Annotated in this window: 22 protein-coding genes and 1 tRNA gene; 12 read left to right on the forward strand and 11 right to left on the reverse strand. The window is 65.7% G+C overall.

Annotated features, from left to right (window positions below; genetic code table 11):
- Positions 1 to 8: 8 nt before the first annotated feature.
- From ABUE31_RS08690 to ABUE31_RS08700, 3 genes are all read right to left on the reverse strand, one after another.
- The gene (locus tag ABUE31_RS08690) at positions 9 to 722 is read right to left on the reverse strand and encodes a FadR/GntR family transcriptional regulator (RefSeq protein WP_367723133.1); all 714 of its coding nucleotides are present in this window, start codon (positions 720 to 722) and stop codon (positions 9 to 11) included.
- Entirely contained in the window at positions 719 to 1,894 is a 1,176-nt protein-coding gene (locus ABUE31_RS08695) for a mandelate racemase/muconate lactonizing enzyme family protein (protein WP_367723134.1), read from the reverse strand. Before ABUE31_RS08695 ends, ABUE31_RS08690 begins: the two co-directional genes overlap by 4 nt.
- A gap of 66 nt (positions 1,895 to 1,960) precedes the next feature.
- Entirely contained in the window at positions 1,961 to 2,863 is a 903-nt protein-coding gene (locus ABUE31_RS08700) for a sugar phosphate isomerase/epimerase family protein (protein ID WP_367723135.1), read from the reverse strand.
- Between the two features lie 498 nt (positions 2,864 to 3,361).
- Between ABUE31_RS08700 and ABUE31_RS08705 the strand changes: the two genes are divergently transcribed.
- Positions 3,362 to 4,417, forward strand: a complete 1,056-nt coding sequence (locus ABUE31_RS08705) for a sugar phosphate isomerase/epimerase family protein (RefSeq protein WP_367723136.1) — start codon at positions 3,362 to 3,364, stop codon at positions 4,415 to 4,417.
- Positions 4,418 to 4,534: 117 nt separating this feature from the next.
- Positions 4,535 to 5,722 (forward strand): Gfo/Idh/MocA family protein, encoded by a 1,188-nt coding sequence (locus ABUE31_RS08710; RefSeq protein ID WP_367723137.1) that lies wholly within the window; start codon positions 4,535 to 4,537, stop codon positions 5,720 to 5,722.
- 60 nt (positions 5,723 to 5,782) lie between these two features.
- Here ABUE31_RS08710 and ABUE31_RS08715 read toward each other — a convergent pair whose 3' ends face one another.
- Positions 5,783 to 6,562 (reverse strand): SDR family NAD(P)-dependent oxidoreductase, encoded by a 780-nt coding sequence (locus tag ABUE31_RS08715; RefSeq protein WP_367723138.1) that lies wholly within the window; start codon positions 6,560 to 6,562, stop codon positions 5,783 to 5,785.
- A gap of 198 nt (positions 6,563 to 6,760) precedes the next feature.
- On the opposite strand from ABUE31_RS08715, the gene ku reads away from it, so the two are divergent.
- From ku to ABUE31_RS08730, 3 genes are all read left to right on the forward strand, one after another.
- Positions 6,761 to 7,660, forward strand: coding sequence for a non-homologous end joining protein Ku (ku, locus tag ABUE31_RS08720; protein WP_367723139.1), 900 nt, complete (start codon positions 6,761 to 6,763; stop codon positions 7,658 to 7,660).
- Complete coding sequence (gene ligD, locus ABUE31_RS08725) at positions 7,660 to 10,110, forward strand: DNA ligase D (protein ID WP_367723140.1); 2,451 nt, start codon at positions 7,660 to 7,662, stop codon at positions 10,108 to 10,110. Before ku ends, ligD begins: the two co-directional genes overlap by 1 nt.
- 134 nt (positions 10,111 to 10,244) lie before the next feature.
- The gene (locus ABUE31_RS08730) at positions 10,245 to 11,012 is read left to right on the forward strand and encodes an MBL fold metallo-hydrolase (RefSeq protein ID WP_367723141.1); all 768 of its coding nucleotides are present in this window, start codon (positions 10,245 to 10,247) and stop codon (positions 11,010 to 11,012) included.
- A 41-nt stretch (positions 11,013 to 11,053) separates the two neighbouring features.
- Here ABUE31_RS08730 and ABUE31_RS08735 read toward each other — a convergent pair whose 3' ends face one another.
- From ABUE31_RS08735 to obgE, 4 genes are all read right to left on the reverse strand, one after another.
- On the reverse strand, positions 11,054 to 11,638 hold the full coding sequence (locus ABUE31_RS08735) for a nicotinate-nucleotide adenylyltransferase (protein WP_367723142.1): 585 nt from the start codon (positions 11,636 to 11,638) through the stop codon (positions 11,054 to 11,056).
- A gap of 67 nt (positions 11,639 to 11,705) precedes the next feature.
- On the reverse strand, positions 11,706 to 12,992 hold the full coding sequence (locus ABUE31_RS08740) for a glutamate-5-semialdehyde dehydrogenase (protein ID WP_367723143.1): 1,287 nt from the start codon (positions 12,990 to 12,992) through the stop codon (positions 11,706 to 11,708).
- Positions 12,993 to 12,995: 3 nt separating this feature from the next.
- Positions 12,996 to 14,147 (reverse strand): glutamate 5-kinase, encoded by a 1,152-nt coding sequence (gene proB / locus ABUE31_RS08745; protein WP_367723144.1) that lies wholly within the window; start codon positions 14,145 to 14,147, stop codon positions 12,996 to 12,998.
- On the reverse strand, positions 14,144 to 15,163 hold the full coding sequence (obgE, locus tag ABUE31_RS08750) for a GTPase ObgE (RefSeq protein WP_367723145.1): 1,020 nt from the start codon (positions 15,161 to 15,163) through the stop codon (positions 14,144 to 14,146). The genes proB and obgE overlap by 4 nt, the downstream gene beginning before the upstream one ends.
- Positions 15,164 to 15,276: 113 nt before the next feature.
- On the opposite strand from obgE, the gene ABUE31_RS08755 reads away from it, so the two are divergent.
- Positions 15,277 to 16,131 (forward strand): endonuclease/exonuclease/phosphatase family protein, encoded by an 855-nt coding sequence (locus ABUE31_RS08755; protein WP_367723146.1) that lies wholly within the window; start codon positions 15,277 to 15,279, stop codon positions 16,129 to 16,131.
- Between the two features lie 47 nt (positions 16,132 to 16,178).
- Here ABUE31_RS08755 and ABUE31_RS08760 read toward each other — a convergent pair whose 3' ends face one another.
- From ABUE31_RS08760 to rplU, 3 genes are all read right to left on the reverse strand, one after another.
- Positions 16,179 to 16,769 (reverse strand): GNAT family N-acetyltransferase, encoded by a 591-nt coding sequence (locus tag ABUE31_RS08760; protein ID WP_367723147.1) that lies wholly within the window; start codon positions 16,767 to 16,769, stop codon positions 16,179 to 16,181.
- Positions 16,770 to 16,894: 125 nt separating this feature from the next.
- Positions 16,895 to 17,164 (reverse strand): 50S ribosomal protein L27, encoded by a 270-nt coding sequence (gene rpmA, locus ABUE31_RS08765; RefSeq protein ID WP_367723148.1) that lies wholly within the window; start codon positions 17,162 to 17,164, stop codon positions 16,895 to 16,897.
- A gap of 25 nt (positions 17,165 to 17,189) precedes the next feature.
- The gene (gene rplU, locus ABUE31_RS08770) at positions 17,190 to 17,861 is read right to left on the reverse strand and encodes a 50S ribosomal protein L21 (RefSeq protein WP_367723149.1); all 672 of its coding nucleotides are present in this window, start codon (positions 17,859 to 17,861) and stop codon (positions 17,190 to 17,192) included.
- 275 nt (positions 17,862 to 18,136) lie between these two features.
- Here rplU and ABUE31_RS08775 point away from each other — a divergent pair.
- The 6 genes from ABUE31_RS08775 (at position 18,137) to ABUE31_RS08800 (ending at position 23,374) form a co-directional block, all read left to right on the forward strand.
- A tRNA-Ser gene (locus ABUE31_RS08775) sits at positions 18,137 to 18,226 on the forward strand.
- Between the two features lie 797 nt (positions 18,227 to 19,023).
- Positions 19,024 to 19,971, forward strand: coding sequence for a substrate-binding domain-containing protein (locus ABUE31_RS08780; RefSeq protein ID WP_367723150.1), 948 nt, complete (start codon positions 19,024 to 19,026; stop codon positions 19,969 to 19,971).
- A gap of 2 nt (positions 19,972 to 19,973) precedes the next feature.
- Positions 19,974 to 21,023 carry an ABC transporter permease gene (locus ABUE31_RS08785; RefSeq protein WP_367723151.1) on the forward strand — a complete coding sequence of 350 codons (1,050 nt, stop codon included), beginning with the start codon at positions 19,974 to 19,976 and terminating at the stop codon, positions 21,021 to 21,023.
- Positions 21,020 to 21,760, forward strand: a complete 741-nt coding sequence (locus tag ABUE31_RS08790; protein ID WP_367723152.1) for an ATP-binding cassette domain-containing protein — start codon at positions 21,020 to 21,022, stop codon at positions 21,758 to 21,760. Before ABUE31_RS08785 ends, ABUE31_RS08790 begins: the two co-directional genes overlap by 4 nt.
- Before the next feature lie 37 nt (positions 21,761 to 21,797).
- Positions 21,798 to 22,589 (forward strand): SDR family NAD(P)-dependent oxidoreductase, encoded by a 792-nt coding sequence (locus ABUE31_RS08795; RefSeq protein WP_367723153.1) that lies wholly within the window; start codon positions 21,798 to 21,800, stop codon positions 22,587 to 22,589.
- Entirely contained in the window at positions 22,586 to 23,374 is a 789-nt protein-coding gene (locus tag ABUE31_RS08800; protein WP_367723154.1) for an aldose 1-epimerase, read from the forward strand. The genes ABUE31_RS08795 and ABUE31_RS08800 overlap by 4 nt, the downstream gene beginning before the upstream one ends.
- Positions 23,375 to 23,376 lie beyond the last annotated feature (2 nt).

Here is a 23,376-nt window from a genome sequence, read left to right on the forward strand (position 1 = left end):
GACGGCTCCTAGGCCGGCGCCAGGGTCTTCCCCGCCTCTTGCGGGCCACCCTGGATAAGGCCTTTCCAGTAGCTTTCGACGCCCTGAAGATGCGCGCTCATGAGGGCCTGCGCAAGGTTGCCGTCGCGCTTCTGGAGGGCATCGAAGATCTGCAGGTGCTCGCCATGCGACTTGCGGCCGCGTTCCGGGTCCCTGAAGTAGATGGGCAGGCGCTGTTCGCCCATCACGTAGTAGACGCTGCAGATCCTGTGGAAGACGCTGTTCTTGGTCGCCCGCACGATCTCCAGGTGGAAATCGCGGTCCTCCTTGGCGATGTCAGCTCCGGCAGCGAGCCTGAGTTCCGATTCGTGCAGGATCTCGCGCAGCCGCTCGAAGTTCTCCTCGGTGGCGCGGCTGCAGGCGAGTTCGGCCGCCTTGATCTCGTGGATCTTCCTGAGTTCGACGGTTTCGTAGATCTGGATCGGGTCGAGCGGCACGCCTGCCTTGGCGAACAGCGCCATCGCCTCGACGCTGGCCTGGCGGGTTGTAAGGTAGATTCCGGACTTGGCGCGGCGCTCGACGATCTGCATCGCCTCGAGGATGGCCAGGGCCTCGCGGATCTGGCCACGGCTGACCGCGAAATGTTCCGCCAGTTCGCGCTCGGAAGGCGTTCGGCCGCTCCCGCCGCTGGAGGCGGAGAACAGGAACGCCGCAAGCTCGGCCAGCAGGTTCTTTTCTTTCATGCCGCGGCGTCCCGTGCGTAGGCCTCCAGAAACGACTCCGAGATGGTGAAGCCCAGGCCCGGCTTCTCCGGAATGGAAATCAGACCATCCTCGACCTCGATCTTCTCCTCGACGAGATCGTGGATCATCGGATTGGCGCCAAGCGAGTATTCGACGGTGAAGCTGGCCGGCGACGCCGCGCATATATGCAGGCCGGCAAAGAAGCAAGGCGCTCCGGCCCACAGATGCGGGGCCAGCCTGAGGTTGAAGGCGCTGGCGATCGTGCCGATCCTCATCGCCTCGCTGATGCCGCCGCAGAAGGCCGGATCGGGCTGGAAGATGTCGGCCGCCTTCAGCATGGCGAGATCGCGGAACGCGTATCGCGTCGCCTCGCTCTCGCCGGTGGCGATCGGCACGTTGGCGGAGGCCCGCACCTCGGCGATGCCTGCCTTGTCGTCGGCCGTCACCGGCTCCTCGAACCAGGCCAGGTCGCAGTCGCGCACCAGCTCGACGAAGCGGCGCGCGCCGGCGACCGTGTAGGTGCCGTGCGCGTCCACCATCAGTTCGACATCTGGCCCGATCGCCTGGCGGGCCGCCCTGACGCGGGCAGCCGAGACATGTGGAGCGCCGTCCATGGCGCCGACCCGCATCTTGACCGCCTTGAAGCCGCCGTGGTCGATATAGGAACGGAGCTGCTCGCCGATCGCATCGGCCCCAGCCCATCCGCCGGAGGCATAGGCCGGCATGCGGTCGAGCTTGCGGCCGCCGATCAGCTGCCAGACCGGCACGCCCAGCGACTTGCCCAGGATGTCCCAGAGCGCGATGTCGACGGCGCTGATCGCCGCGACGGCCGCTCCGCGCCGCGCCATCTGCGGCATGACATGGCCTTCCCTGACGGCGAGCCCGGAGCGCACGCCGTTGTAGAGCATCTCCCAGATGACACCGATGTCGCCCGCATGCTTGCCGATCAGCTGCGGCGCGACTTCGTGGTTGAGCATGTGCACCAGAGCGCCATAGTCGCCGGCACTGCCGGCGGCGTTCTTGCCCTCGCCCCAGCCGACCAGCCCGTCATCGGTCTCGATGCGCAGGATGGCGGCGTCGAAGGTCCTGACCTGACCGAAATCGCTTCGGTGCTGGCGGCTCGTTTCGATGGGGACGCGGACCCACCACGCTCTGGCGCTCTTGATGCGCATTCTTCTCCTTTGCTGCGGCTGGCCGCAGGCGCGCTTTCGTTGTCCGACGCTCGCGAAGGGCCGGCCTCAGGCCGGCATCTTCTTGCCGATCAGCGGCAGGATCGTTTCCGCCGTGATCCGCATCTGGTCGGTGTAGAACTTCTCGGTCAGCACGCTGGAACCGTGGTCCTGGATGAATTTCAGCTGCTCCGGCGAGATGTCGACAGGGTTGCGTTCGACCATGTCGGGATAGCGGTTGGCCGGCGTACGGTCGACCGGCGCCACGAACTCGTTGGTCAGCGCGCCGTCGTAGCCGATGTCCTTGAGGATCCCGACGATCTTCGGCCAGTCGATGGTGCCCAGGCCTGCGGCGAAGCGGTTGTTGTCGGCGATGTGGAAGTCGAACAGGCGCTTGCCCGCCTTGCGGATCGCTTCCTCGACGTCGAATTCCTCCATGTGGATGTGGTACGCGTCGAGGCAGACGCCGCATTCGGGGCTGACCGCGTCGGCGAGCGCCAGCGCCTGCTCGCCGCGATTGAAGATGTAGGTCTCGAAACGGTTCAGCGGCTCGACCGCGATCCTGACGCCGACCTTCTTGGCATGGGTGAAGCACTCGCGGGTCGCATCGACCAGCCAGTTCCACTCCTCGGCCTCCGTGGCGTCCGGCGTCACCTTGCCGACCGTGCCCGGAACCAGCGTGATGATCTCGCCGTCGAGTTCGCTGACCATGGTCAGAACGTCCTTGACGTACTGCACCGAACGCTCGCGCTGCCCCTGGTCCTTGGCGGCGAGATTGCGTTCGCCCAGCATCAGCGTGACGGCCCCCCAGCAGCGTATGCCATGCTCCTTCAGCAACGCGCGCGTCTCGGCCGGCTTGTACTGCTCGGGTTCGCCGGAAATCTCGATCGATTCATAGCCGAACTTCTTGATGCGCTTGAGCGTGACCTCAAGTGGCTCTGCGCGCATCCAGTTATGCGTTGAAAGGTGCATGCTCTCTCTCCCGAATAGTGCCCACGCAGCTGGGTCGCGCGACGGCATCTGGTTCCTCGCCCTCCCGCTCGATCGACCGCCAGCCAGCTGCGGTCAGACAATCTGGTTCGACCAATTGGGACTGTCTTGACCTCTATCGCAAAAGAAATCTGGCCGCAAGCGGCCCATCCCGATCTCTCGTACCGTGACCTAAGTGATTGAACAGAATATAATTATTGCGAGTTCCGAAAATTATCGGCGGCTAGGGTAGCCCATCCGCCCGGCTTGACCCCTTCGCTCATTTTGGTAATACCAGTGTGGGCGGGAAAGCGTGGAGGCCGATGGTCAGTCAAGCGTTCGGCATCCACGGGAGAAGGCTGATGGCCGGCGGTCCGGGGTGGCGCCGTCGGCCATGGCCTTCGAAAGGAGGACTGGCTTTCCGCCTGGAAAGCGGACAATCGGGAACAACGACACAAGACAGCCCTGGCCGGGAAGCGGCCGGAACGAGGGAGGACATTCGTGCCAAAGACCATGAAGGGCCCGGCAATTTTCCTGGCGCAGTTCGCGGGTGACGCCGCGCCGTTCAACTCGCTGAAATCGATCGCCGAGTGGGCAGCCGGGCTCGGCTACAAGGGCGTGCAGATACCGACCTGGGACGGCCGCCTGTTCGACCTCAGGAAGGCCGCCAACTCGAAGGCCTATTGCGACGAGGTCAAGGGTGTCTGCGCAGACGCCGGCGTCGAGATCACGGAGCTGTCGACCCATCTCCAGGGTCAGCTGGTCGCCGTGCACCCCGCCTACGATGCGCAGTTCGACGGTTTCGCCCCGCCGAAGGTCCACAACAATCCGAAGGCGCGCCAGAAATGGGCGGTCGAACAGATGAAGTTCGGCGCCAAGGCCTCGCGCAATCTCGGGCTCGACGCTTCCGTGACGTTCTCCGGCGCGCTGGCCTTCCCCTATCTCTACCCGTGGCCGCAGCGGCCGGCCGGCCTGATCGAGGAGGCGTTCGCGGAGCTCGGCAAGCGCTGGAAGCCGATCCTCGACGCCTATGACGATGCCGGCGTGGACGTCGGCTACGAAATCCATCCCGGCGAAGACGTTTTCGACGGCGCGACCTTCGAGATGTTTCTCGACGCGGTCGGTGGCCACAAGCGCTGCAACATCAACTACGACCCCTCGCATTTCCTGCTGCAGCAGCTCGACTATCTCGAGTTCATCGACATCTACCACGAACGTATCAAGGCCTTCCACGTGAAGGACGCGGAGTTCAACCCGACCGGCCGCCAGGGCGTCTATTCCGGCTACCAGGGCTGGGTCGACCGCGCCGGCCGCTTCCGGTCCCTGGGCGACGGACAGGTCGACTTCTCCGGCATCTTCTCCAAGCTCACCCAGTATGGCTACGACAGCTGGGCGGTGCTCGAATGGGAATGCTGCCTTAAGCACCCTGAAGACGGCGCCGCGGAAGGCGCGCCCTTCATCCAGCATCACATCATCCGCGTCACCGAGAAGGCGTTCGACGACTTCGCCGGCGGCACGACGGACAAGAAGCTGCTCAGGAAGATGATGGGGATCTAGGGAGCAGGTGGTAGGGAAATAGGGGAGCAGGGTCGATAATGGCAGGTACAGCCAGGACCGTACCAACCTATTCCCCTATCTCACCTGCTCCCCTGGTTTTCGAACAAGGAACACGAAATGGTCAGCGGCAGACAGGTTGAATCCGGGCAGGGCCCGATCCGCTACGGCATGGTCGGCGGCGGTCAAGGCGCCTTCATCGGCGCGGTGCACAGATTGGCGGCACGCATGGACGGCGAGTTCGAACTGGTCGCCGGCGCGCTGTCTTCCGATCCGGCCCGCGCCAAGGCTTCGGCCGCCGAACTCGGTCTCGACCCCGAGCGCAGCTACGCTTCCTTCTCCGAGATGGCAAAGGCGGAAGCCAAGCGGCCGGACGGCATCGAGGCCGTCGCCATCGTGACGCCGAACAATGTGCACTACCCCGCCGCGAAGGCGTTCCTCGAGGCCGGCATCCACGTCATCTGCGACAAGCCGCTTACCTCCAACCTGGCGGATGCGAAGAAGCTCGCCGCGCTGGTCGGAAAGAGCGGCAAGCTCTTCATCCTCACCCACAACTACACCGCCTATCCGATGGTCCGGCAGGCGCGCGACATGGTGGCCAGGGGCGTGCTCGGCGACATCAGGGTGGTGCAGGCCGAGTATCCGCAGGACTGGCTGACCGATCCGATCGAGCAGACCGGCCAGAAGCAGGCGGCGTGGCGCACCGACCCGAAGCAGTCCGGGGCCGGCGGCGCGTCCGGCGACATCGGCACGCACGCCTACAATCTGGCGCGCTTCGTGTCAGGGCTCGAACTGGCGGAGCTCTCCGCGGATCTCGACGCGTTCGTTCCGGGGCGCAAGGTGGACGACAACCTCAACGTACTCCTCCGCTTCAAGCCGGCCGGCAAGGCGCCTGCAGCCAAGGGCATGATCTGGGCGAGCCAGGTGGCGCCGGGCCATGAGAACGGACTGAAGCTCAGGATCTACGGCACCAAGGGCGGGCTCGAATGGGTCCAGGCCGATCCGAACTATCTCTGGTACACGCCGTTCGGCCAGCCGAAGCAGTTGATCACGCGCGCCGGCGCCGGTGCCAGCCAGGTCGCGGCTCGGTTGACGCGCGTGCCATCAGGCCATCCGGAAGGCTATCTCGAAGGCTTCGCCAACCTCTACCAGGAGGCGGCCCGCGCCATCCGCGCGGCGCGCCGCAAGGGCGGCAAGCCGCCGAAGGACGTGATCTATCCGACCGTGCAGGACGGCGTCGAGGGCGTTGCCTTCGTCGAGGCATGCGTGAAATCGTCGAAGAAGAACGGCGCCTGGACGAAACTGTAGTCTCAGACCGACTGCAATCCTTCGAGGGCGGGCGTGGGTCCGCCCTCCCTCCGCTGTCGATCAACCGCCCGACACCGACCAGCCGCCGTCGACCATGATGTTGGCGCCGGTGATCAGCGAGGCGGCCGGCGAGGCCAGGAAGACCACCGCGCCCGCCACGTCGATCGGATCGCCGATACGGCCGAGCGGAATGTGGTCCAGCACATGCTTGTGAAAGTCCGGCTGGTCGAGGCTCGGGCGCGTGCCGTCGGTCCAGATGAAGGTCGGCGCGACGCTGTTCACCGCAATGCCGTGGCGCGCCCACTCCGCCGCGAGGCACCGCGTCAGGTGATTGATGGCCGCCTTGGTCATGCAATAGATCGACTCGCCCCGCAGCGTCACCGACCCGGCCTGGGAACTGATGTTGATGATGCGGCCCGACTTCTGCCCGATCATCAGCCTGCCCGCCGCCTGCGTGGTGAAGAAGGTGCCCTTGAGGTTGATGTCGACGGTGTAGTCGAAATCCGCTTCGGTCACGTCCTCGGCCAGGTTTTCCGGGCCTATGCCGACATTGTTGACGAGGATGTCGATGCGGCCGAAATGGCCGTGCGCGGTGTCGATCGCCGCGCGCACGGAGGCGAGGTCGGCCAGGTCCATCTCGACCGCGAGCGCGCGACGGCCAAGGGCCTCGATCTCGGCCACCAGCGACCGGCCGTCTTCCGCCCGGCGCACTCCGACGATCATGTCGGCGCCGGAACCGGCGCAGGCCAGCGCGCAGGCGCGGCCTATGCCGCGCGACGCACCCGTGACCATCGCGACCTGGCCGTTCAGGTCGAAGCGCGGCGTTGTCTGCACTGCCATGGTCGTCCTCCCGGTCTCTGTTCCCTGGAGTCTAGCGGCTCGCGCCATCAGGGGAAACCATCCCCGGTCGAATGGAACCGGGCCCCCGGGCGTCGCATTTTGTCAGGATGCGGCGCTTGAGTGGACCAAGGGCGCGTGCGCGCCTTTTCGTCGGAGCCGCGCGGTCGTAAGCTTGCAGCGCATCGAGTGGAGTTGGACATGGCCCCCCGACCCGTCTGGAAAGGCTATCTGAAGCTATCGCTTGTCACCTGCGCCGTCGAGGTGTCGGGAGCGACCTCGCAGAGCGAGAAGGTGTCGTTCCGAACGCTGAACCGCCACACCGGCAACGCGGTGCGCCGGCAGTATCTCGATTCGGCCAGCGGCAAGCCGGTCGATGGCAAGAACGAGGTCCGCGGCTACGAGGTCGAGAAGGACGAGTTCCTGGTCATCGAGGACGAAGACATCCAGTCGGTCCAGATCGAATCGTCGCATACGCTCAATCTCGACAGCTTTGTCGAGAAGGGCGATGTCGATCCTGTCTACATCGAGAAGCCCTATTACCTCGCGCCGGCCGACAAGGTGTCGGAGGAAGCATTCGCCGTCATCAGGCAGGCGCTCGAGAACAAGAAGATGGCGGGGCTGGCGCGCATCGTCCTCTACCAGCGCGAGCGCCCCTGCCTCGTCGAGCCTTTCGGCAAGGGCATGCTGCTCACCACCCTGCGCTACGGCGACACGGTCAGGCAGGCCGCCGAAGCGAATGACGGCCGCGGCAAGGCAAAGGCCGACAAGGACCTGCTCGACCTGGCGACCAAGGTAGTCGAGCGCAAGAAGGGCAAGTTCGACCCCTCGACCTTCGAGGATCGCTACGAAAAGGCGGTGCTCGACTTCATCAAGTCTCGCAAGAAGAGCGGCCGCAAGGTCCCGGCGCGGCAGGAGCCGACGGAAGAGCAGCCGTCCAATGTCATCAACCTGTTCGACGCCCTCAAGAAGAGCCTCGCGGCCGGCGATCGGAAGGAGGTCGATGACGAAAAGTCGAAGGGTGGCGGCGCAAGGAGGCCGGCGGCCGGCGGCAAATCTCCAGCCGGCAAGAAGCCGCCGCCTGGCAAGCGAAAGTCCTGATGGACAAGCTTGAACCGTACCGCGCGAAACGCAATTTCGCCCAGACGCCGGAACCTTCGGGAACGCCCGCCAAGGCGAGCGGCGCGGATGCGGGCGGAGCCTTCGTGGTCCACAAGCATGCCGCGCGCCGGCTTCACTACGATCTGAGGCTGGAGCATGACGGCGTGCTCTGGAGCTGGGCCGTGACGCGCGGCCCGAGCCTCGATCCGGCCGAGAAGCGGCTCGCCGTGCATGTCGAGGACCACCCGCTGGACTACCGCAGTTTCGAGGGCGTCATCCCCAAGGGTTACGGCGCGGGAACCATGCTCGTCTGGGACGAGGGCACCTGGGCGCCGGAATTCGATCCCGCTTGGGGGATGCAGAAAGGCCACCTTCGTTTCGACCTCCATGGGCAAAAACTCCGCGGCCTGTGGGACCTGGTAAGGCTGAAACCGAAGCCGGGCGAGAAGCGCGACAACTGGCTGCTCATCAAGGCGGACGACAGGCAGGCGCGGTCCGGCGGCGACATCCTCGAAAAGCAGCCGCGTTCGGTGAAATCCGGCCGCACGGTCGAGGAAGTGGCGGCAGGAAAGCCTCCGCGCCGCAAGCCGAAGCGGGCGCCGATGCCGGGCTTCATCGAACCCGAGCTCGCCAGGTTGCGCGACAAGCCGCCGGAAGGCGGCGACTGGCTGCACGAGGTCAAGTTCGATGGCTACCGCATCCAGGCGCATGTCTCGGGCGGCAAGACCACGCTCTACACCCGCTCAGGCCTGGACTGGACCGGCAGGTTCGGAGAGGCGATTGCGCGCAGCCTCGCCTCGCTCGATTGCCACGATGCGATCATCGACGGCGAGATCGTCGTGATGTCGGACAAGGGCGTGGCCTCCTTCCCGGCGCTCCAGGCCACGCTCTCCGGCGGGCAGACCGATCGCATGCTCTACTACGCGTTCGACCTGCTCTGGCTGGACGGTATCGACCTTCGGCAAAGCGCTCTGGTCGAGCGGAAGACCCGCCTGGAAGCGCTGATCGGAACCGGCAATCGCCATGCCCCGGTCCATTTCAGCGAGCATTTTTCGGAGCCCGGGCGCACGATGCTCGCGCATGTCTGCCGGATGGGGCTGGAGGGCATCATTTCGAAGCGCGGCGGCGCGCCGTACCAGAGCGGGCGCAGCACCGCATGGGTCAAGGCCAAGTGCAGCCTGCGACAGGAATTCGTGATCGTCGGCTATGTGCCTTCGACCGCGCGCGGCCGTGCCCTTCGCTCGCTGGTCGTCGGGTACAACAAGGGCGGCAGGCTGCACTACGGCGGACGGGTCGGCACCGGATTTGCGGGATCCGTCGCCGACGACCTCAGGAAGCGGCTCGATCGCATCCCCGCGAAGAAGGCCCCCGTCGACGGGGCGCCGCCGAAGGACAAGCAGGTAAGATGGGTGAAACCGAAGCTCGTCTGCGAGGTCGAGTTCCGCGGTTGGAGCGACGACGGCATCCTGCGCCAGGCGTCGTTCCAGGGACTGCGCGATGACAAGCCGGCCAGGGAGGTCGTCGCCGAGAGCGCCTCCGCGCCGGCCGAAGACGCCCCCGCGCGTCGAAGCGATGGGCGCGCCCCAGGGAGGATCCGAGGGATGTCGGTGAAGCTGACCAGTCCGGACAAGCTGCTCTGGCCCGAGGCGGGCCTGAGCAAAGCGGGACTGCTGCACTACTACGAGAAGGCGTGGCCACGCATGGAACGCTTCGTCGTCGGCCGGCCGCTCAGCCTCGTGCGCGCGCCGGACGGCATCGACGGCCAGCGCTTTTTCCAGAAGCATGCGTCGAAGGGCATGCACCCGGCGATCATCCGGACCGCCGATCCGGAGGACGGCGAGGAGCTCCTGTCCATCCGCGAGTTCGACGGCCTTGCCGCCCTCGTGCAGTTCGGCGTTGTCGAGGTGCATATCTGGGGCTCGACCCTCGACGCCATCGAACAACCCGACCAGATGGTCTTCGATCTCGACCCGGACGAAGGCCTCGTCGTCGAGGATGTCAGGGCTGCCGCGCTGGACGTGATCGACCGGCTGGACGCGCTCGGGCTGCCGAGCTTCGTGAAGACCTCCGGCGGCAAGGGTTTCCACGTCGTCGTGCCGCTTAAGCCGAGCGCCGACTGGAGCACCGTCAAGACATTCACGCACGACTTCGCGCGCGCCATGGAACAAGCCGACCCGGGCCGCTACACGTCGGTGCTGTCGAAGAAGGCGCGCAAGAACAGGATTTTCATCGACTATCTGCGCAACGGACGCGGCTCGACCGCGGTCGCCCCCTGGTCGTCGCGTGCCAAGCCGAAGGCGACCGTCGCGGTGCCGATTACGCGCGACATGCTGCGCGCCGGAGCAGGACCAGCCGATTTCACCATCGGCTCCGCGGCCCTTGAACGCGCGTTGGATGGACCGGACCCCTGGGCGGACTTCTTCAAGGCGGCCAAGCCCCTGAAGCTGTAGACCATCGGATCAAGCCCGATCACGGGCGCTCACGTTCGCGCGAGGGCCTTGCCGAGGCCGCGCACCGGCCTAGTCTACCTTTGGCGCAACGGCCGCCCGGCCGCGCGAACGGACGACAACGGAGGGTTTCCGCCATGCGGTTTTCAAGACGCGAGACGCTGCACCTGGGGATCACGGGTCTTGCCGGCCTGGGGATGACGACGCTCATGCCGTTCTCTGCCAGGGCACAAGGCGACGGCTACAAGACAGACAGCGGCGAGATCGTGATCCATCCGCTCAGCCATGCGAGCTTCGTGATGCAGGCGCCCGGCATGGTGATCTACAACGACCCGGTCGGCGGGAAAGCGCTCTACGATGGCCAGCCGCCCGCCGGGCTGGTCCTGATCACGCATGAGCACGGCGATCATTTCGACCCCGAGACACTGGCCGCGATCGTAGCCGCCGACACCCGGCTCCTGGTCAATCCTTCGGTGATGGAGAAGCTGCCGTCCGGCCTGAAAGAGAAGGCGTCCGCCATCGGCAATGGTGACACGACGACCATCGGCTCCATCGCCATCGAGGCGATCCCTGCCTACAACACCACCGAAGACCGCAAGAAGTATCACCCTCAGGGGCGCGACAACGGCTATGTGCTCACCATCGACGGGATGCGGGTCTACATCGCCGGCGACACCGAGGACATTCCGGAAATGCGCGCGTTGAAGGAGATCGACATCGCCTTCGTGCCGATGAACCTGCCTTTCACGATGGATATCGACCAGGCAAGTTCGGCGGTTGCTGAATTCAAGCCGGCCGTGGCCTATCCCTATCACTACAAGGGCAGCGATCCCGAGGCGTTCGCCGCAAAAGTGGCTGCCGCCACGCCTGATGTCAAAGTCGTGCAGGGACGCTGGTACGGCTGAGGCGTGGCGCCTGCGGCGCCCTCTTGAGCGTAAGCCTTACCTTACGCTTTAGCGGCCCTGATGGCCGTCGACGAAAGCAGCGAACGCGGGCCGTGGATGAAGGTCCAGGCGGGCGCTTTCATCCGCGCCAACCTCGGCGCGTCGGCCTCGTCGATGCGGGCGTGGTCGAAGGTCTTGGCCATGACCGACGACAGGAAGGAGAGGGTAGAACCCGGCCGGTCGATGACGGCGATCGGGAAGGTCGTCGCAATCTGCCGCCAGCGCTGCCAGCGGTGGAAGTCGCGCAGGCTGTCCGCGCCCATGACCCAGACGAAATCGACGCCGGGGTTCCTCGCGCGCACCAGCGCCAGCGTGTCGGCCGTATAGCGGATGTTGTGCGCCGCCTCGAAGGCGGTGACCTTGATGCGTGGGTTCCTGGCGATTGCCTCCGACAGGGCGAGACGCTCTGCGAGCGGCGCCAGTTCGCGCCCGGACTTCAGCGGATTTCCCGGCGTGACGATCCACCAGAGCTGGTCGAGCGCCAGCCGCTTCAGCGCGATTTCGGCGACAAGCGCATGTCCCGCATGCGGCGGGTTGAAGGAGCCGCCGAACAGGCCGACCTGCATGCCCTTCTCCACATATGGCATGCGGAGGTAGCGGGCAGGGGCCGGCATCTCGAAAGGCACGGACGCTAGGCGTCGACGGCAGGCGCGATCAAGGTCGCACCTGCCCCGAACCGCGCACGCGGTACTTGAACGATGTCAGTTGCTCGACGCCGACCGGCCCGCGCGCATGCATCTTGCCGGTGGCGATGCCGATCTCGGCGCCCATTCCGAACTCACCGCCGTCGGCGAACTGGGTCGACGCGTTGTGCAGCAAGATCGCGGAATCGATCTCGTTGAAGAAGCGCTCCACCGCTGCGGCGTCCTCCGCGACGATGCCTTCGGTATGGTGCGACGAATGCGTCTCGATGTGCTCGATCGCCTCGCCGACGCCATCGACAAGCTTTACCGAAATGATCGCGTCGAGATATTCGGTCTTCCAGTCGGCCTCGGTCGCAGGCGCTGCTTTCGGAAACCGGCCGCGAACCTCCTCCGTGGCGCGGATCTCGCAGCCCGCCTTGTCGAGCGCGTCGAGAATTGGGGCGAGATGGCTGCCGGCGACAGCCCGGTCGACCAGCAGCGTCTCGGCCGCGCCGCAGATGCCGGTTCGGCGCATCTTCGCGTTGAGCGCGATCTTCACCGCCATGTCGAGCTTGGCCGAGCGGTCGATGTAGAGATGGCAGATGCCCTCAAGATGCGCGAACACCGGCACGCGCGCTTCCTTCTGCACGCGGCTGACAAGGCTCTTGCCGCCGCGCGGGATGATGACGTCCAAATTGCCGGCAAGGCCGGACAGCATTTCGCCGACAGCCGCGCGGTCGGCAACGGGAACGAGTTGGATCGCGTCTTGCGGCATGCCCGCAGCCTTCAGCCCTTCCACCATGCAGGCGTGGATCGCGGCCGAGGAGTTCAGCGAATCCGAGCCGCCTCGCAGGATGACGGCATTGCCCGCCTTCAGGCAGAGCGCGCCGGCGTCGGCTGTAACATTGGGCCGGCTCTCGTAGATGACGCCGATGACGCCGAGCGGCGTGCGCACGCGCTCGATCGCGAGACCGTTGGGCCGGTCCCAGGCGGCGATGACGTCGCCGACCGGATCGTTCAGCGCGGCGATCTCGCGAATGCCCTTGGCGATGGCGGCGATACGGTCGGGCGTCAGCTTCAGCCGATCCATCAGCGCGGCCGAAAGGCCGGCCTCCGCGCCATTGGCCATGTCGATCGCGTTGGCCTCGAGTATCGAGGCCCCGTTGTGCTCTATGCTGTCCGCCATTGCCGCGAGTGCGGCGTTCTTGATCGCTGCCTGTGCCGTGGCCAGCGGTCGGCATGCGGCGCGCGCCTTGCGGCCGATCTCGGCCATCATGGCGGTTACGTCGTTGCTCGAACTCTCATGCGTCTTCAGCACGGCTCATCCTTTCATGCTCTCGCCGACTGCCTCCCGCGAGGGGGCCATGACGAGATCGTCGCGGTGGACCATCGCCGACCGGGCCTGGTAACCGAGAACGGCGTCGATCTGTTCGGTCTTCAGGCCGGCGATCCTTACGGCATCGGCGGCGTCGTAGGCAACCAGACCCCGAGCGACCTCATGGCCCTCGGGCGCGAGCACGGCCACCGTGTCGCCGCGCGAGAAGCTGCCGCTGACACGTTTCACCCCTGCGGGAAGCAACGACTTGCCGGACATCAGGGCCCGCACTGCGCCGGCGTCTACGGTCAGCCGTCCCGCCGGCTCGAGCTGGCCGGCGATCCAGCTCTTGTAGCCCTTGACCGGAGTCTGGCTCGGCCTGAACAGCGTGAAGCGTTCGCCCCGTTCGATCGCCGTCAACGGATTCTGTCGCGCGCCGGAGGTGATGATCATCGCCGTGCCGGCGGTGGTCGCGATCTTGCCGGCGTCGAGTTTGGTGCGCATGCCGCCGCGCGAGAGTTCCGATGCGGCCGCGCCGGCCATCGCCTCGATCGCCGGCGTGATGCGGTCGACCACCGGCAGGAATTCCGCGTCGGGGTCGCGCGCGGGCGGGGCCGTGTAGAGCCCGTCGATGTCGGAGAGCAGCACCAGAAGGTCGCCGCCCATCATGGTGGCCACGCGCGCTGCCAGGCGATCGTTGTCGCCATAGCGGATTTCCGACGTCGCCACCGTGTCGTTCTCGTTGATGATCGGCACGGCCCCCATCTTCAGCAGCGTCCCGATCGTGGCGCGCGCATTGAGATAGCGCCGCCGTTCCTCGGTATCGCCGAGCGTAAGCAGGATCTGGCCGGACTTCAGGCCCTTGCGGCCCAGTTCCTCCGACCACGCGCCGGCCAGCGCGATCTGGCCGACGGCGGCGGCGGCCTGGCTTTCCTCCAGCTTCAGCGTCCGCCGCCCGAGGCCGAGGATCGTTCGTCCGAGCGCGATCGCGCCGGATGAGACCACGAGCACCTCGGCGCCGCCGGAAGCGAGCGCCGCCACATCCTCGACCAGCGACGCCAGCCATTCGCGCTTCAAACCCGATGCTCGGTCGACCAGCAGGGCTGAGCCGATCTTGACGGTGATGCGGCGATAGCTGCGCAGCGAACCGTCGTTCATGACGGCACCTCGGTTCCTTCGGCCGCGCGCGCCGCTTCGATCTCGGACATGAGCGCGCGCAGGGCAGCCTGCACGCCTTCGCCGGTCGCTGCCGAAAGCAGGATCGGATTGCCGACTGCGGCGCGCTTCAACGAAGCGAGCGCCTTCTTGCGGCCGGCCTCGTCGAGCGTGTCGGCCTGCGACAGCGCCACGACCTGCGGTTTGTCGGCAAGCCCGTGGCCATACGCCTCGAGTTCGCGGCGGACCGCCTTGTAGGCCTTGCCCGGGCTTTCCTCGCGCGCCGACACCAGGTGGAGCAGAACCCGCGTGCGTTCGATATGTCCAAGGAAGCGGTCGCCGATGCCGACGCCCTCATGCGCTCCCTCGATCAGGCCCGGAATGTCGGCGAGGACGAATTCGCGCGCGTCGATGCGCGCAACGCCGAGGCCGGGATGCAGCGTCGTGAACGGGTAGTCGGCAATCTTCGGCTTTGCCGCGGTCACCGCAGCCAGGAAGGTCGACTTGCCGGCATTGGGCAGGCCGACGAGACCGGCGTCGGCGATCAGTTTCAGCCGCAGCCAGATCGACTTTTCCTCGCCGGGCAGGCCAGGATTGGCGCGGCGCGGCGCGCGGTTGGTCGAACTCTTGAAATGCTGGTTGCCGAAACCGCCATTGCCGCCCGCCGCAAGCCGGAACCGCTGGCCGACCCTGGTAAGGTCGCAGATCAGCGTCTCGTTGTCGTCCTCGTAGGCCTGTGTGCCGACCGGAACCTTCAGCGTCACGTCGGCGCCCTTGCCGCCGGTCATGTTGCGCCCCATGCCGTGCGTGCCGGTCTTCGCCTTGAAATGCTGCTGGTAGCGATAGTCGATGAGCGTGTTCAGCCCGTCGACGGCTTCGATCCAGACGTCGCCGCCGCGCCCGCCGTCGCCGCCGTCCGGTCCGCCGAACTCGATGAACTTCTCGCGGCGAAACGACACCGAACCGGCGCCGCCGTCGCCCGAGCGAATATGAACCTTGGCCTGGTCGAGAAATTTCATGCGGCCGACACCGTTCCGCTGCTATTGATCTGGCGAGACTGCTCTATCGCAAAGAATCGGCCGGCGCGAGGGGCGGCATGGCGAAGAGCGGGGCCGGCCAGTGCGGAGTCGCGATGAAACTCGTCACCTACAACACCCAATACGGCGTCGGCCGCGACGGGCGTTTCGACCTCGCGCGCATCGCCGCCGAAGTTGCCGGCGCCGACGTCATCGCCCTGCAGGAAGTGACCCGCAACTTCGCAAGGAATGGCGGCGTCGACATGGTGGACGGGCTCGCCGCGCTTCTGCCGGACTATTTCACCGCCTTCGGACCTGCGATGGACCTCGACTTCGGCGCGACCGATGGATCGGGCCGCCCCCTGAACAAGCGGTTCCAGTTCGGCAACATGGTGCTGTCGCGCTTTCCCATCGCCGCCTCGCGCAACCACCTCCTGCCGCGCACGCTGCGCTTGTCGAGCGGCAACCTTCAGCGCGCCGCGCTGGAGGCGCTGGTCATGTCGCCCGCCGGCCCGCTGCGCATCTACAGCGTCCATATCGATCATATCTGTGCAACGGAGCGAACCCTTCAGATCAGCCATCTCAAGGAACGCGCCTTCGCCTATGCATCGGAGGGCGGCGCGCTGAGCGGCGCGGCCGAGTACGGCTTCCCTGAACCGCCTCGGCCCGAAGCGTTCATCCTGATGGGCGACTTCAACATGGACCGGTTCTCGCCGGAGTACCGGCTGATGGTCGGCGAGCAGGACGACGCGGCCAGCGCCCTCGGGCGCGACCCGCTCGACATCTATGCTTTCGGCGTCGGACTGCCGGACGGCGCCGTCAGTTGGGTGGACGACGCCAGGCCGGAGGACAACCGGCTGATAGACTACGCCTTTGTCGAGAAGAGCCTCGCCGGGCGGGTCGGCGCGGTCCGTATCGACGGCGAGGCCAGGGGTTCCGACCACCTGCCGGTCTGGTTCGAACTGGCGTGAACGCGCGGACGGACGGCCGCCGACGATTCGCCGTCCGTCTGACGCTGTCATGACCAGTTCCTCAGGCTCTCCCAGGTCCGGCGGTCGAGGCGGTAGCGCTCGACCGGCACCTGACCGGCGACGAGCGAGTTCATCATGCCCTGTCCTGCGTACTGGAAACCGCATTTGTGGATGACCCGCCGCGAGGCCGGATTGATCACCCTGACGGACGCATAGAGCACCGCTATTCCGGTCGAGCGGAAAGCCAGGTCGACCAGGGCGTGCGCCGCCTCGGTGGCGAAGCCCTGCTTCCAGAAGGGCTCCCCGATCCAGTAACCGAGTTCGAGGCCGCGGTCCTTCACGTTGAGGCCGGCGCAGCCGACGAAAGCGCCATTGCCCTCAGGCCCGGCCAGGATGAGCGCGTAGCTGGCGCCCGGCTTCTTCAGGGCCGACATGGCGATGAAGGCGCGCGCCTCAGCCTCGCCATAGGGGTGCGGCATGCGCGCCAGCATCTGCGCGACGTGCCGGTTGTCGGCAAGCGTGACAAGGTCGGAGATATCGCATTCGCGTGGGCTGCGCATGATCAACCGCCGGGTCGTCAGCACCTGGCGGTTGATGAACAGACTTTCGTCTTCGCTGTCGTCCTTGTCGGCAATCATGGCAGTCCCTCCAGAATGAACAAAGAAAAAGGGGAGATGGCGACCCATCTCCCCCTGATCCTTTTCTGGCCCTGCCAGACACCGGTTCCCGAGATGGGGCGCCGGTGTTGTGGTGCGGAAACCGGCTACTCCGCTGCTTCGGCCGTCGGGTTTACCGACACATACGTACGGCCATTGGCTTTCTTGCGGAAAGCCACGGCGCCGGCCTCGAGCGCGAACAGGGTATGGTCCTTGCCCATGCCGACGTTCACGCCTGGATGCCAGGTCGTGCCGCGCTGACGGATGATGATGTTGCCCGGGATGACGGCTTCGCCGCCGAACTTCTTGACGCCAAGGCGCTTGGATTCGGAATCACGACCGTTGCGCGACGAACCGCCAGCTTTCTTGTGTGCCATGGTTGTACTCCTTCAGTCGTTCTTCTTACTCTGATTCCTTGGCGGCCGCAGCATCTTTGTCGACCTGCGCCCGCGGCGGCTTGCCTGCCAGGAGTTCCTTGGCCTGCGCCACCCACTCTTCCCGCTCGATCCGGCCGCCGAGCGACAGCTCTTCGTCGAGCTTGGCGATGTCGGCCTTCTTGAGCTTCGAGATCGAGGTCAGCGTCGCGTAGCCCGCCTCGGTCAGCTTGTCCTTCAGCACCGGCCCGACGCCGCTGATCAGCGCGATGTCGTCGACGATCTCTGCCTTTTCCGCCTTGGCCTTCTTCGCAGGCTTCTGCTCGGCATCGGCTTCCTTCTTCACGGTGTCCTTCTTGGCGGCCGCCTTCTTGGAAGGCTTGGCCCCGCCGATCAGGATCTCGTCGATGCGCACCGTCGTCTCGTACTGGCGATGACCGCGGCGGCGCTTCGAATTCTGCCTGCGGCGCTTCTTGAACGCGATCACGGTTGCCGCGCGGCCCTGCGCGACGACCTCGGCCGTCACCAGCGCGCCGTCCACGAAGGGGGCGCCAAGGGTGACCGCATCGCCTTCGCCATGCGCCAGCACATGGCCGATCTCGATGATGTCGCCGACTTCGCCGGCGATCTTCTCGATCTTCAACACGTCGTTGGCGGCAACGCGATACTGCTTGCCGCCCGTTTTGATGACTGCGAACATTTTTTGCCTTTCGCTGTTCGGTCGGCCTTGATGGATCGCGCGAAGGCGGTCCGGCCGTCTTTTTGTCAGTCTGCGGGTTTCAAAAAATACAACCGGCGTGAGAAGTCCCGCGCCGGATGCGCGCCGTCCCTAGCGCAAGCAGGGGTTGGAGTCAAGGCGAAGCCGCGCAAACGCGCCATTCGCGGCCGGGCTGCACGAGAGCGCGAATTGGCCCTTGTATCGCGCAAAGACCGCCGCTATCTAGTGCCGCGCGCCAAGGGCGCCGACCACGCTGCGGAGAAGTGGCTGAGTGGTTGAAAGCACCGCACTCGAAATGCGGCATACTCGCAAGGGTATCGGGGGTTCGAATCCCTCCTTCTCCGCCATCATCTCAATAGCAGCAGACTGCTGGATGAAGGGCATGCGCTTACCCGCCAATATGGGATGCGCTTGTCGGCGACAATCTGAGATACACGCCGGGAATGTACATCCATCGGCCGACGACAGCGTCGATCGAACGAAACGGGGTGGAGCCTCCGGCGCGGTCTTTGGACCGCATAGACAATTGGTTCGCGCTCAAGGAACTCATCAACGACCACCCCGGCCCTTCCCGGCACCGGTCCAGCCAACGCCGACATCGGCCGCAGTTCGAAATTCCCACAGCTGTTGACTGTGCCCTGCGGGTTCCTCTCTCGGGGACTTCCGCACGCCTGTCGGCGCCCGAAACTCTTCGCGAGAGCGGAATGACAGATTCCGTCTGCGTATCTTCAAAGGCCGGACATTCTGCGGGCGGGCGTTGTCCTGACCTGACCCGAGGCTCGGCGAAGGACCATCGGTGACCGGAGTGACGGGCGGCGTCGGCGGTTTGCGGCATGGTTGCTGACTGAAGCCGACAAGAAAATGATTGCCGTGACGAGTAAGCCCGAAGAGCTCAAACGCGCGAGCGGGGGTGCTCGACAGGTATCAACGCGAGGTAGATACCAATTTAAGACCATTGAGGAATATTAACCTCAGTTTCCTCTTGTGACGGGCGAGAGAACGTGTTTTTGTGACGATGTGGTATTCAATTGGCATGCACAGGCGCTCCGTCGTCTTGGCGGGCGATCAGTGGAATTATTTGCCGCACAACCGGAGGAAAGTAATGTCAAACCGTCACATCTTGTTGGCCGCGGCGTCAGCCGCGATGATCACATCTTGCTGCATGGGCGCATTCGCCCAGGACGCGACCAACTATCCCGGCGACCTGACCGGCGGTAAGCGGCTCACCATCTATGTGGAAGGCCTGGCCGACCCGAGCTCGGGCTTCTTCCGCGTGCTCAACAACGGTGCGCAGCAGGCCGGCAAGGACCTCGGCGTCGACGTGAAATACGTTTACCCGCAGAGCATCGACCTCGCCTCCTACACCGACCAGATCAACGCCACCATCGCGGCCAAGCCCGATGGCATCCTGATCCTAGGCATCGGCGACCTCGATGCGGTTGCCGCCGACGCGAAGAGCAAGGGCATCGCGGTGGCCTTCAACCCTGCCCCCAGCGTCAAGGACCAGCCGCTGCGCGACCCCAACGACGTCTACGTCTCGCGCGTCGGCGCCGATGAATATGCGGCCGGCCAGATGGCCGCGAACCGCTTCATCGAGAAGGGCGCCAAGTCGATCATCTGCCTACAGGAAAACGTCGGCGACGGTACCCAGACCGCGCGCTGCGCCGGCATGGAACAGATCGCCACCGAAAAGGGCGTGACATACGACCATGTCGCCGGCGACCTCGATCCGGGCAAGACCGCCGCGATCACCGAGGCATACCTGCGCTCGCACCCCGACGTGGACGCCGTGCTCGCCACCGGCCAGCCGGCGACCGCCGGCATCGTGTCGGCTCGCAAGACCATCGACCGGCCCATCCAGACCGCCGGCTTCGACGTGAGCCCCGAGCTCGTCGCCATGATCCAGGCCGGCGACCTCGACTTCACCATGGACCAGCAGGGCTGGTGGCGCGGCTACATCTCGGTGCTCCAGCTCGTGCACTACATCCGCTACGGCCTCGTGCAGTCGAACCACTTCCTGACCGGCCCGCAGATCGTCGACAGCTCGAACGCGGACGCTGTCGCCGGCCTCGCCGAAGCCGGGGTGCGCTGATCGTGGCTGACGCGGCCCCAACCAAACCCACTTCAGGCGGGGCCGCGAACCTGCTTCGGGACGGCCTGCGCCGTCCCGAACTGGCCTCGCTGACCGGACTCGTCTTGGCCGTCGTGGTCTTCTCGATCCTCAGGGCGGACCTGTTCCTCACCACCGATAACGGCATCAACGTCGCGAGCTTGGCCGGCCAGTACGGTATCGTCGCGATAGGCGTGACCATCCTGATGATCGCGGGACACTTCGACCTGTCGGTGGGCACCATTGTCGGCCTCACCGGCTGGGCCCTCTACTACTTCGGCAACGTGCTCGGCCTGCCGCCGGCCCTGACGCTGGTCTGTGCACTCGCTTTCGGTTCTGCGCTGGGCGCGATCAACGGCATCGTCCAGGTAAAGACCGGGCTGCCCTCGTTCATCATCACGCTCGCCACCTCGCTGATCTATCGCGGCATCCTGACGATGCAGACCAGCGGCTTTCCGGTGGTGGTGAAGTTCCCCGAGGAATATACCCAGATCATCGCCGGCAAGCTGCTGTTCGGCTACCGCATGTCGCTGCTTTGGTTCATCGTGGTCGCGCTGCTCGCGACCTTCTTCCTCTTGCGCACGCGCATGGGCAACTGGGCCTTCGCCATCGGCCAGAACGCTACCGCGGCCAGAAATCTCGGCGTGCCGGTGGCGCGCACGACGGTGACGCTGTTCACGATCTCGGGCTTCACCTCGGCCATCGCCGGCGTAATCGTGGCGGTGCAATACGCCTCGATCGACGCCAATCGCGGCACCGGCTGGGAGCTGATCGCTATCGCCATGACGGTGATCGGCGGCACGCTGCTGACCGGCGGTTATGGCAGCGTGATCGGCACCGTGCTCGGCGCCATCATGTACGCGATGGTCAACAACGGACTGCTGCTGGTCGGGCTGCAGGGCTACTGGGTCAACATCTTCCTCGGCGGTGTCGTGCTGTTCGCCGTGCTGGTCAATCGCGCCGTGATCACCCGCTTCGTGATGCGGCCCTCGGCGCTGCCCGAACAGCCATCCACAGCTGGAGCGGCATCGTGAGCGCCCCGGTCATCGCCCTGCGTAACGTCACCATGGCCTTCCAGTCGGTGACGGCGTTGCGCGACATTTCGCTGGAGGCCCATGCCGGCAAGGTACTGGCTTTGCTCGGCGACAACGGTGCCGGCAAGTCGACGCTGATCAAGGTGCTGTCGGGCGTCCACCGCCCAACCTCCGGCACCATCGAGGTCGACGGCAAGCCAGTGGTGTTCCGCGGTGCGCAGGACGCGCGGGCAGCAGGCGTTTCCACGGTGTTCCAGGACCTGGCGGTATGCGACCTGATGTCGATCGCCCGCAACATGGTGCTGGGCAACGAGCCGACCAAGGGCTTTGGGCCGCTGCGCATCTTTGATGTGAAACGCGCCGACATCATTACCCGCGACGCACTCGCCACCCTCGGAGTCGATCTCCGCCGGCGGCTCAGCGATCCGGCGGCGACGCTGTCGGGCGGACAGAAGCAGGCGGTCGCCATCGCCCGCGCCATCGCCTACGGCTCGCGCTGCCTGATCCTCGACGAGCCGACCGCGGCCCTCGCCGTGCGGCAGACCGAGCAGGTGCTCGAGCAGGTGCGGCGCGCTCGTGATGCGGGGCAGGCGGTGATCCTGATCATGCACAACCTGCAGCAGGCGCTGTCAGTCGCCGACAATGTCGTCGTGCTGGCACGCGGGCGGGCGATGGGGCAGTTCGAGAGCGCCAACGCCGATATCGACCATGTTACGAGGCTCGTGGCGCAGGGCTGATCGTCCTGCGCCGTGCCATTTCACCTGAGGGTTCATCATGACTGACATCGTATCGGATAGCAGCGCGGCGACGCGGTTCGATCTCCGCGGCCGCGTGGTGATCATTACCGGCGCCTCCAAGGGCATCGGGCGCGAGCTGACCATGCTGCTGGCCGAAACCGGCGCCGTGGTGGTGCCGACGGCGCGGACCGACGAGGATCTGGCGACCATCGCCGCCGAGGCGAAGGCGCAGGGACACACCGTTTATCCGCAACGTCTCGACGTGCGCGACGTCGGCTCGATCTCTGCGGCGGTCGAGGCGATCGTCACCGCGCATGGCCCGATCGACGTGCTGATCAACAATGCCGGGCTCGGCTTTGCCCGTGCGGCCTTCGATGTGACGGGAGCCGACTGGGACGAGATGATGGGCGTGAACCTGCGCGGCATGTTTTTCATGAGCCAGGCGGTCGCCCGCACAATGGTCGCCGCCGGCAAGGGCGGGCGCATCATCAACATCAGCTCGCAGGGCGGCCTCGTCGCCCTGCCGGACGCCGCCGTCTACTGCACCAGCAAGGGCGGCGTGAACATGATGACCAAGACACTCGCGGTCGAGTGGGCCAGGCACGGCATCACCGTAAACGCGCTGGCCCCCACCTTCATCTACACCCCGGGCACCGCGCCCATTCTCGACGAGCCGGCCATGAAGGCCAAGGTGCTGAGCAAGATCCCGCTCGGAAAGTTCGCGCTAACCGACGATGTAGCCGGCGCGGTGGTTTATCTCGGCTCTGACGCCGGGCGCATGGTCACCGGCACGGTGCTGGTGATTGACGGTGGCTGGACAGCACAGTGAGCAAGACCATGCAATTGACGGCCGAAGGGTGCTCCGCGACATTTGATCCGGAGGATGGTGGGCGGCTCACATCGTTCCGCGTCGGTGACCACGAACTCCTGGTGCAGCAAGGTGCCGACGTATTCCATTTCGGCAGCTTCGTGATGGCGCCGTGGGTCGGACGCCTGCGCAATGCCAAGCTGAACTGGGAAGGCAAGGCCTATCCCTTCACCGCCAATGCCGGCCCGCATGCCCTGCACGGGCTGGTGACGGAGCGGCCCTGGCAGGTGACTGGCGATGGCGAGATGAGCATCGAACTCGCCGATCCGTGGCCATGGCCGGGTCGGGTGGTGCAGCGCACCGAGCTCAGCGCCGGGCGCGCCACCTTCCACATCGAAGTGCATGCGCGCGAGCGAATGCCGGTGGCTGTCGGCTGGCACCCCTGGTTTGTCCGCCGTCTTGCCGGGGCGCCGGCTTCAGCGGAGCTGGAACTGCTGGTCGAGCCGGGCATCATGTGGGCAAATGACGAGGTCGACCTGCCGAATGGCACCATGACGGTTCCGGTGTCACGTCCGTGGGACTACTGCTTCCGCGACCTGCGCGCCGACCCCGTGGTACGCTGGCCTGGTCAATTGGAGCTCACGGTCAGCTCGGCCTGTCCGGACTGGGTCATTTACGACATGGAAGAGAGCGGCGTGTGCGTCGAGCCTTGGACGGCCCCGCCGAACTCGATCAACATGCCCAATCCGCAGGTCATCGGCCCAGACGCTCCCCTGGCCGCGTCCATGACCTGGACCTGGCGGTGAGG

This window comes from Mesorhizobium marinum, assembly GCF_040813675.1.
In the GTDB taxonomy this organism is placed as follows: Bacteria; Pseudomonadota; Alphaproteobacteria; order Rhizobiales; family Rhizobiaceae; genus Mesorhizobium_K; species Mesorhizobium_K marinum.

Coding starts and splice junctions, on each gene's coding strand:
- ABUE31_RS08690 (WP_367723133.1), bottom strand. CDS start 722: ATGAAAGAAAAGAACCTGCTGGCCGAGCTTGCGGCGTTCCTGTTCTCC.
- ABUE31_RS08695 (WP_367723134.1), bottom strand. CDS start 1,894: ATGCGCATCAAGAGCGCCAGAGCGTGGTGGGTCCGCGTCCCCATCGAA.
- ABUE31_RS08700 (WP_367723135.1), bottom strand. CDS start 2,863: ATGCACCTTTCAACGCATAACTGGATGCGCGCAGAGCCACTTGAGGTC.
- ABUE31_RS08710 (WP_367723137.1), top strand. CDS start 4,535: ATGGTCAGCGGCAGACAGGTTGAATCCGGGCAGGGCCCGATCCGCTAC.
- ABUE31_RS08715 (WP_367723138.1), bottom strand. CDS start 6,562: ATGGCAGTGCAGACAACGCCGCGCTTCGACCTGAACGGCCAGGTCGCG.
- ku (WP_367723139.1), top strand. CDS start 6,761: ATGGCCCCCCGACCCGTCTGGAAAGGCTATCTGAAGCTATCGCTTGTC.
- ligD (WP_367723140.1), top strand. CDS start 7,660: ATGGACAAGCTTGAACCGTACCGCGCGAAACGCAATTTCGCCCAGACG.
- ABUE31_RS08730 (WP_367723141.1), top strand. CDS start 10,245: ATGCGGTTTTCAAGACGCGAGACGCTGCACCTGGGGATCACGGGTCTT.
- ABUE31_RS08735 (WP_367723142.1), bottom strand. CDS start 11,638: ATGCCATATGTGGAGAAGGGCATGCAGGTCGGCCTGTTCGGCGGCTCC.
- proB (WP_367723144.1), bottom strand. CDS start 14,147: ATGAACGACGGTTCGCTGCGCAGCTATCGCCGCATCACCGTCAAGATC.
- obgE (WP_367723145.1), bottom strand. CDS start 15,163: ATGAAATTTCTCGACCAGGCCAAGGTTCATATTCGCTCGGGCGACGGC.
- ABUE31_RS08755 (WP_367723146.1), top strand. CDS start 15,277: ATGAAACTCGTCACCTACAACACCCAATACGGCGTCGGCCGCGACGGG.
- ABUE31_RS08760 (WP_367723147.1), bottom strand. CDS start 16,769: ATGATTGCCGACAAGGACGACAGCGAAGACGAAAGTCTGTTCATCAAC.
- rpmA (WP_367723148.1), bottom strand. CDS start 17,164: ATGGCACACAAGAAAGCTGGCGGTTCGTCGCGCAACGGTCGTGATTCC.
- rplU (WP_367723149.1), bottom strand. CDS start 17,861: ATGTTCGCAGTCATCAAAACGGGCGGCAAGCAGTATCGCGTTGCCGCC.
- ABUE31_RS08780 (WP_367723150.1), top strand. CDS start 19,024: ATGATCACATCTTGCTGCATGGGCGCATTCGCCCAGGACGCGACCAAC.
- ABUE31_RS08795 (WP_367723153.1), top strand. CDS start 21,798: ATGACTGACATCGTATCGGATAGCAGCGCGGCGACGCGGTTCGATCTC.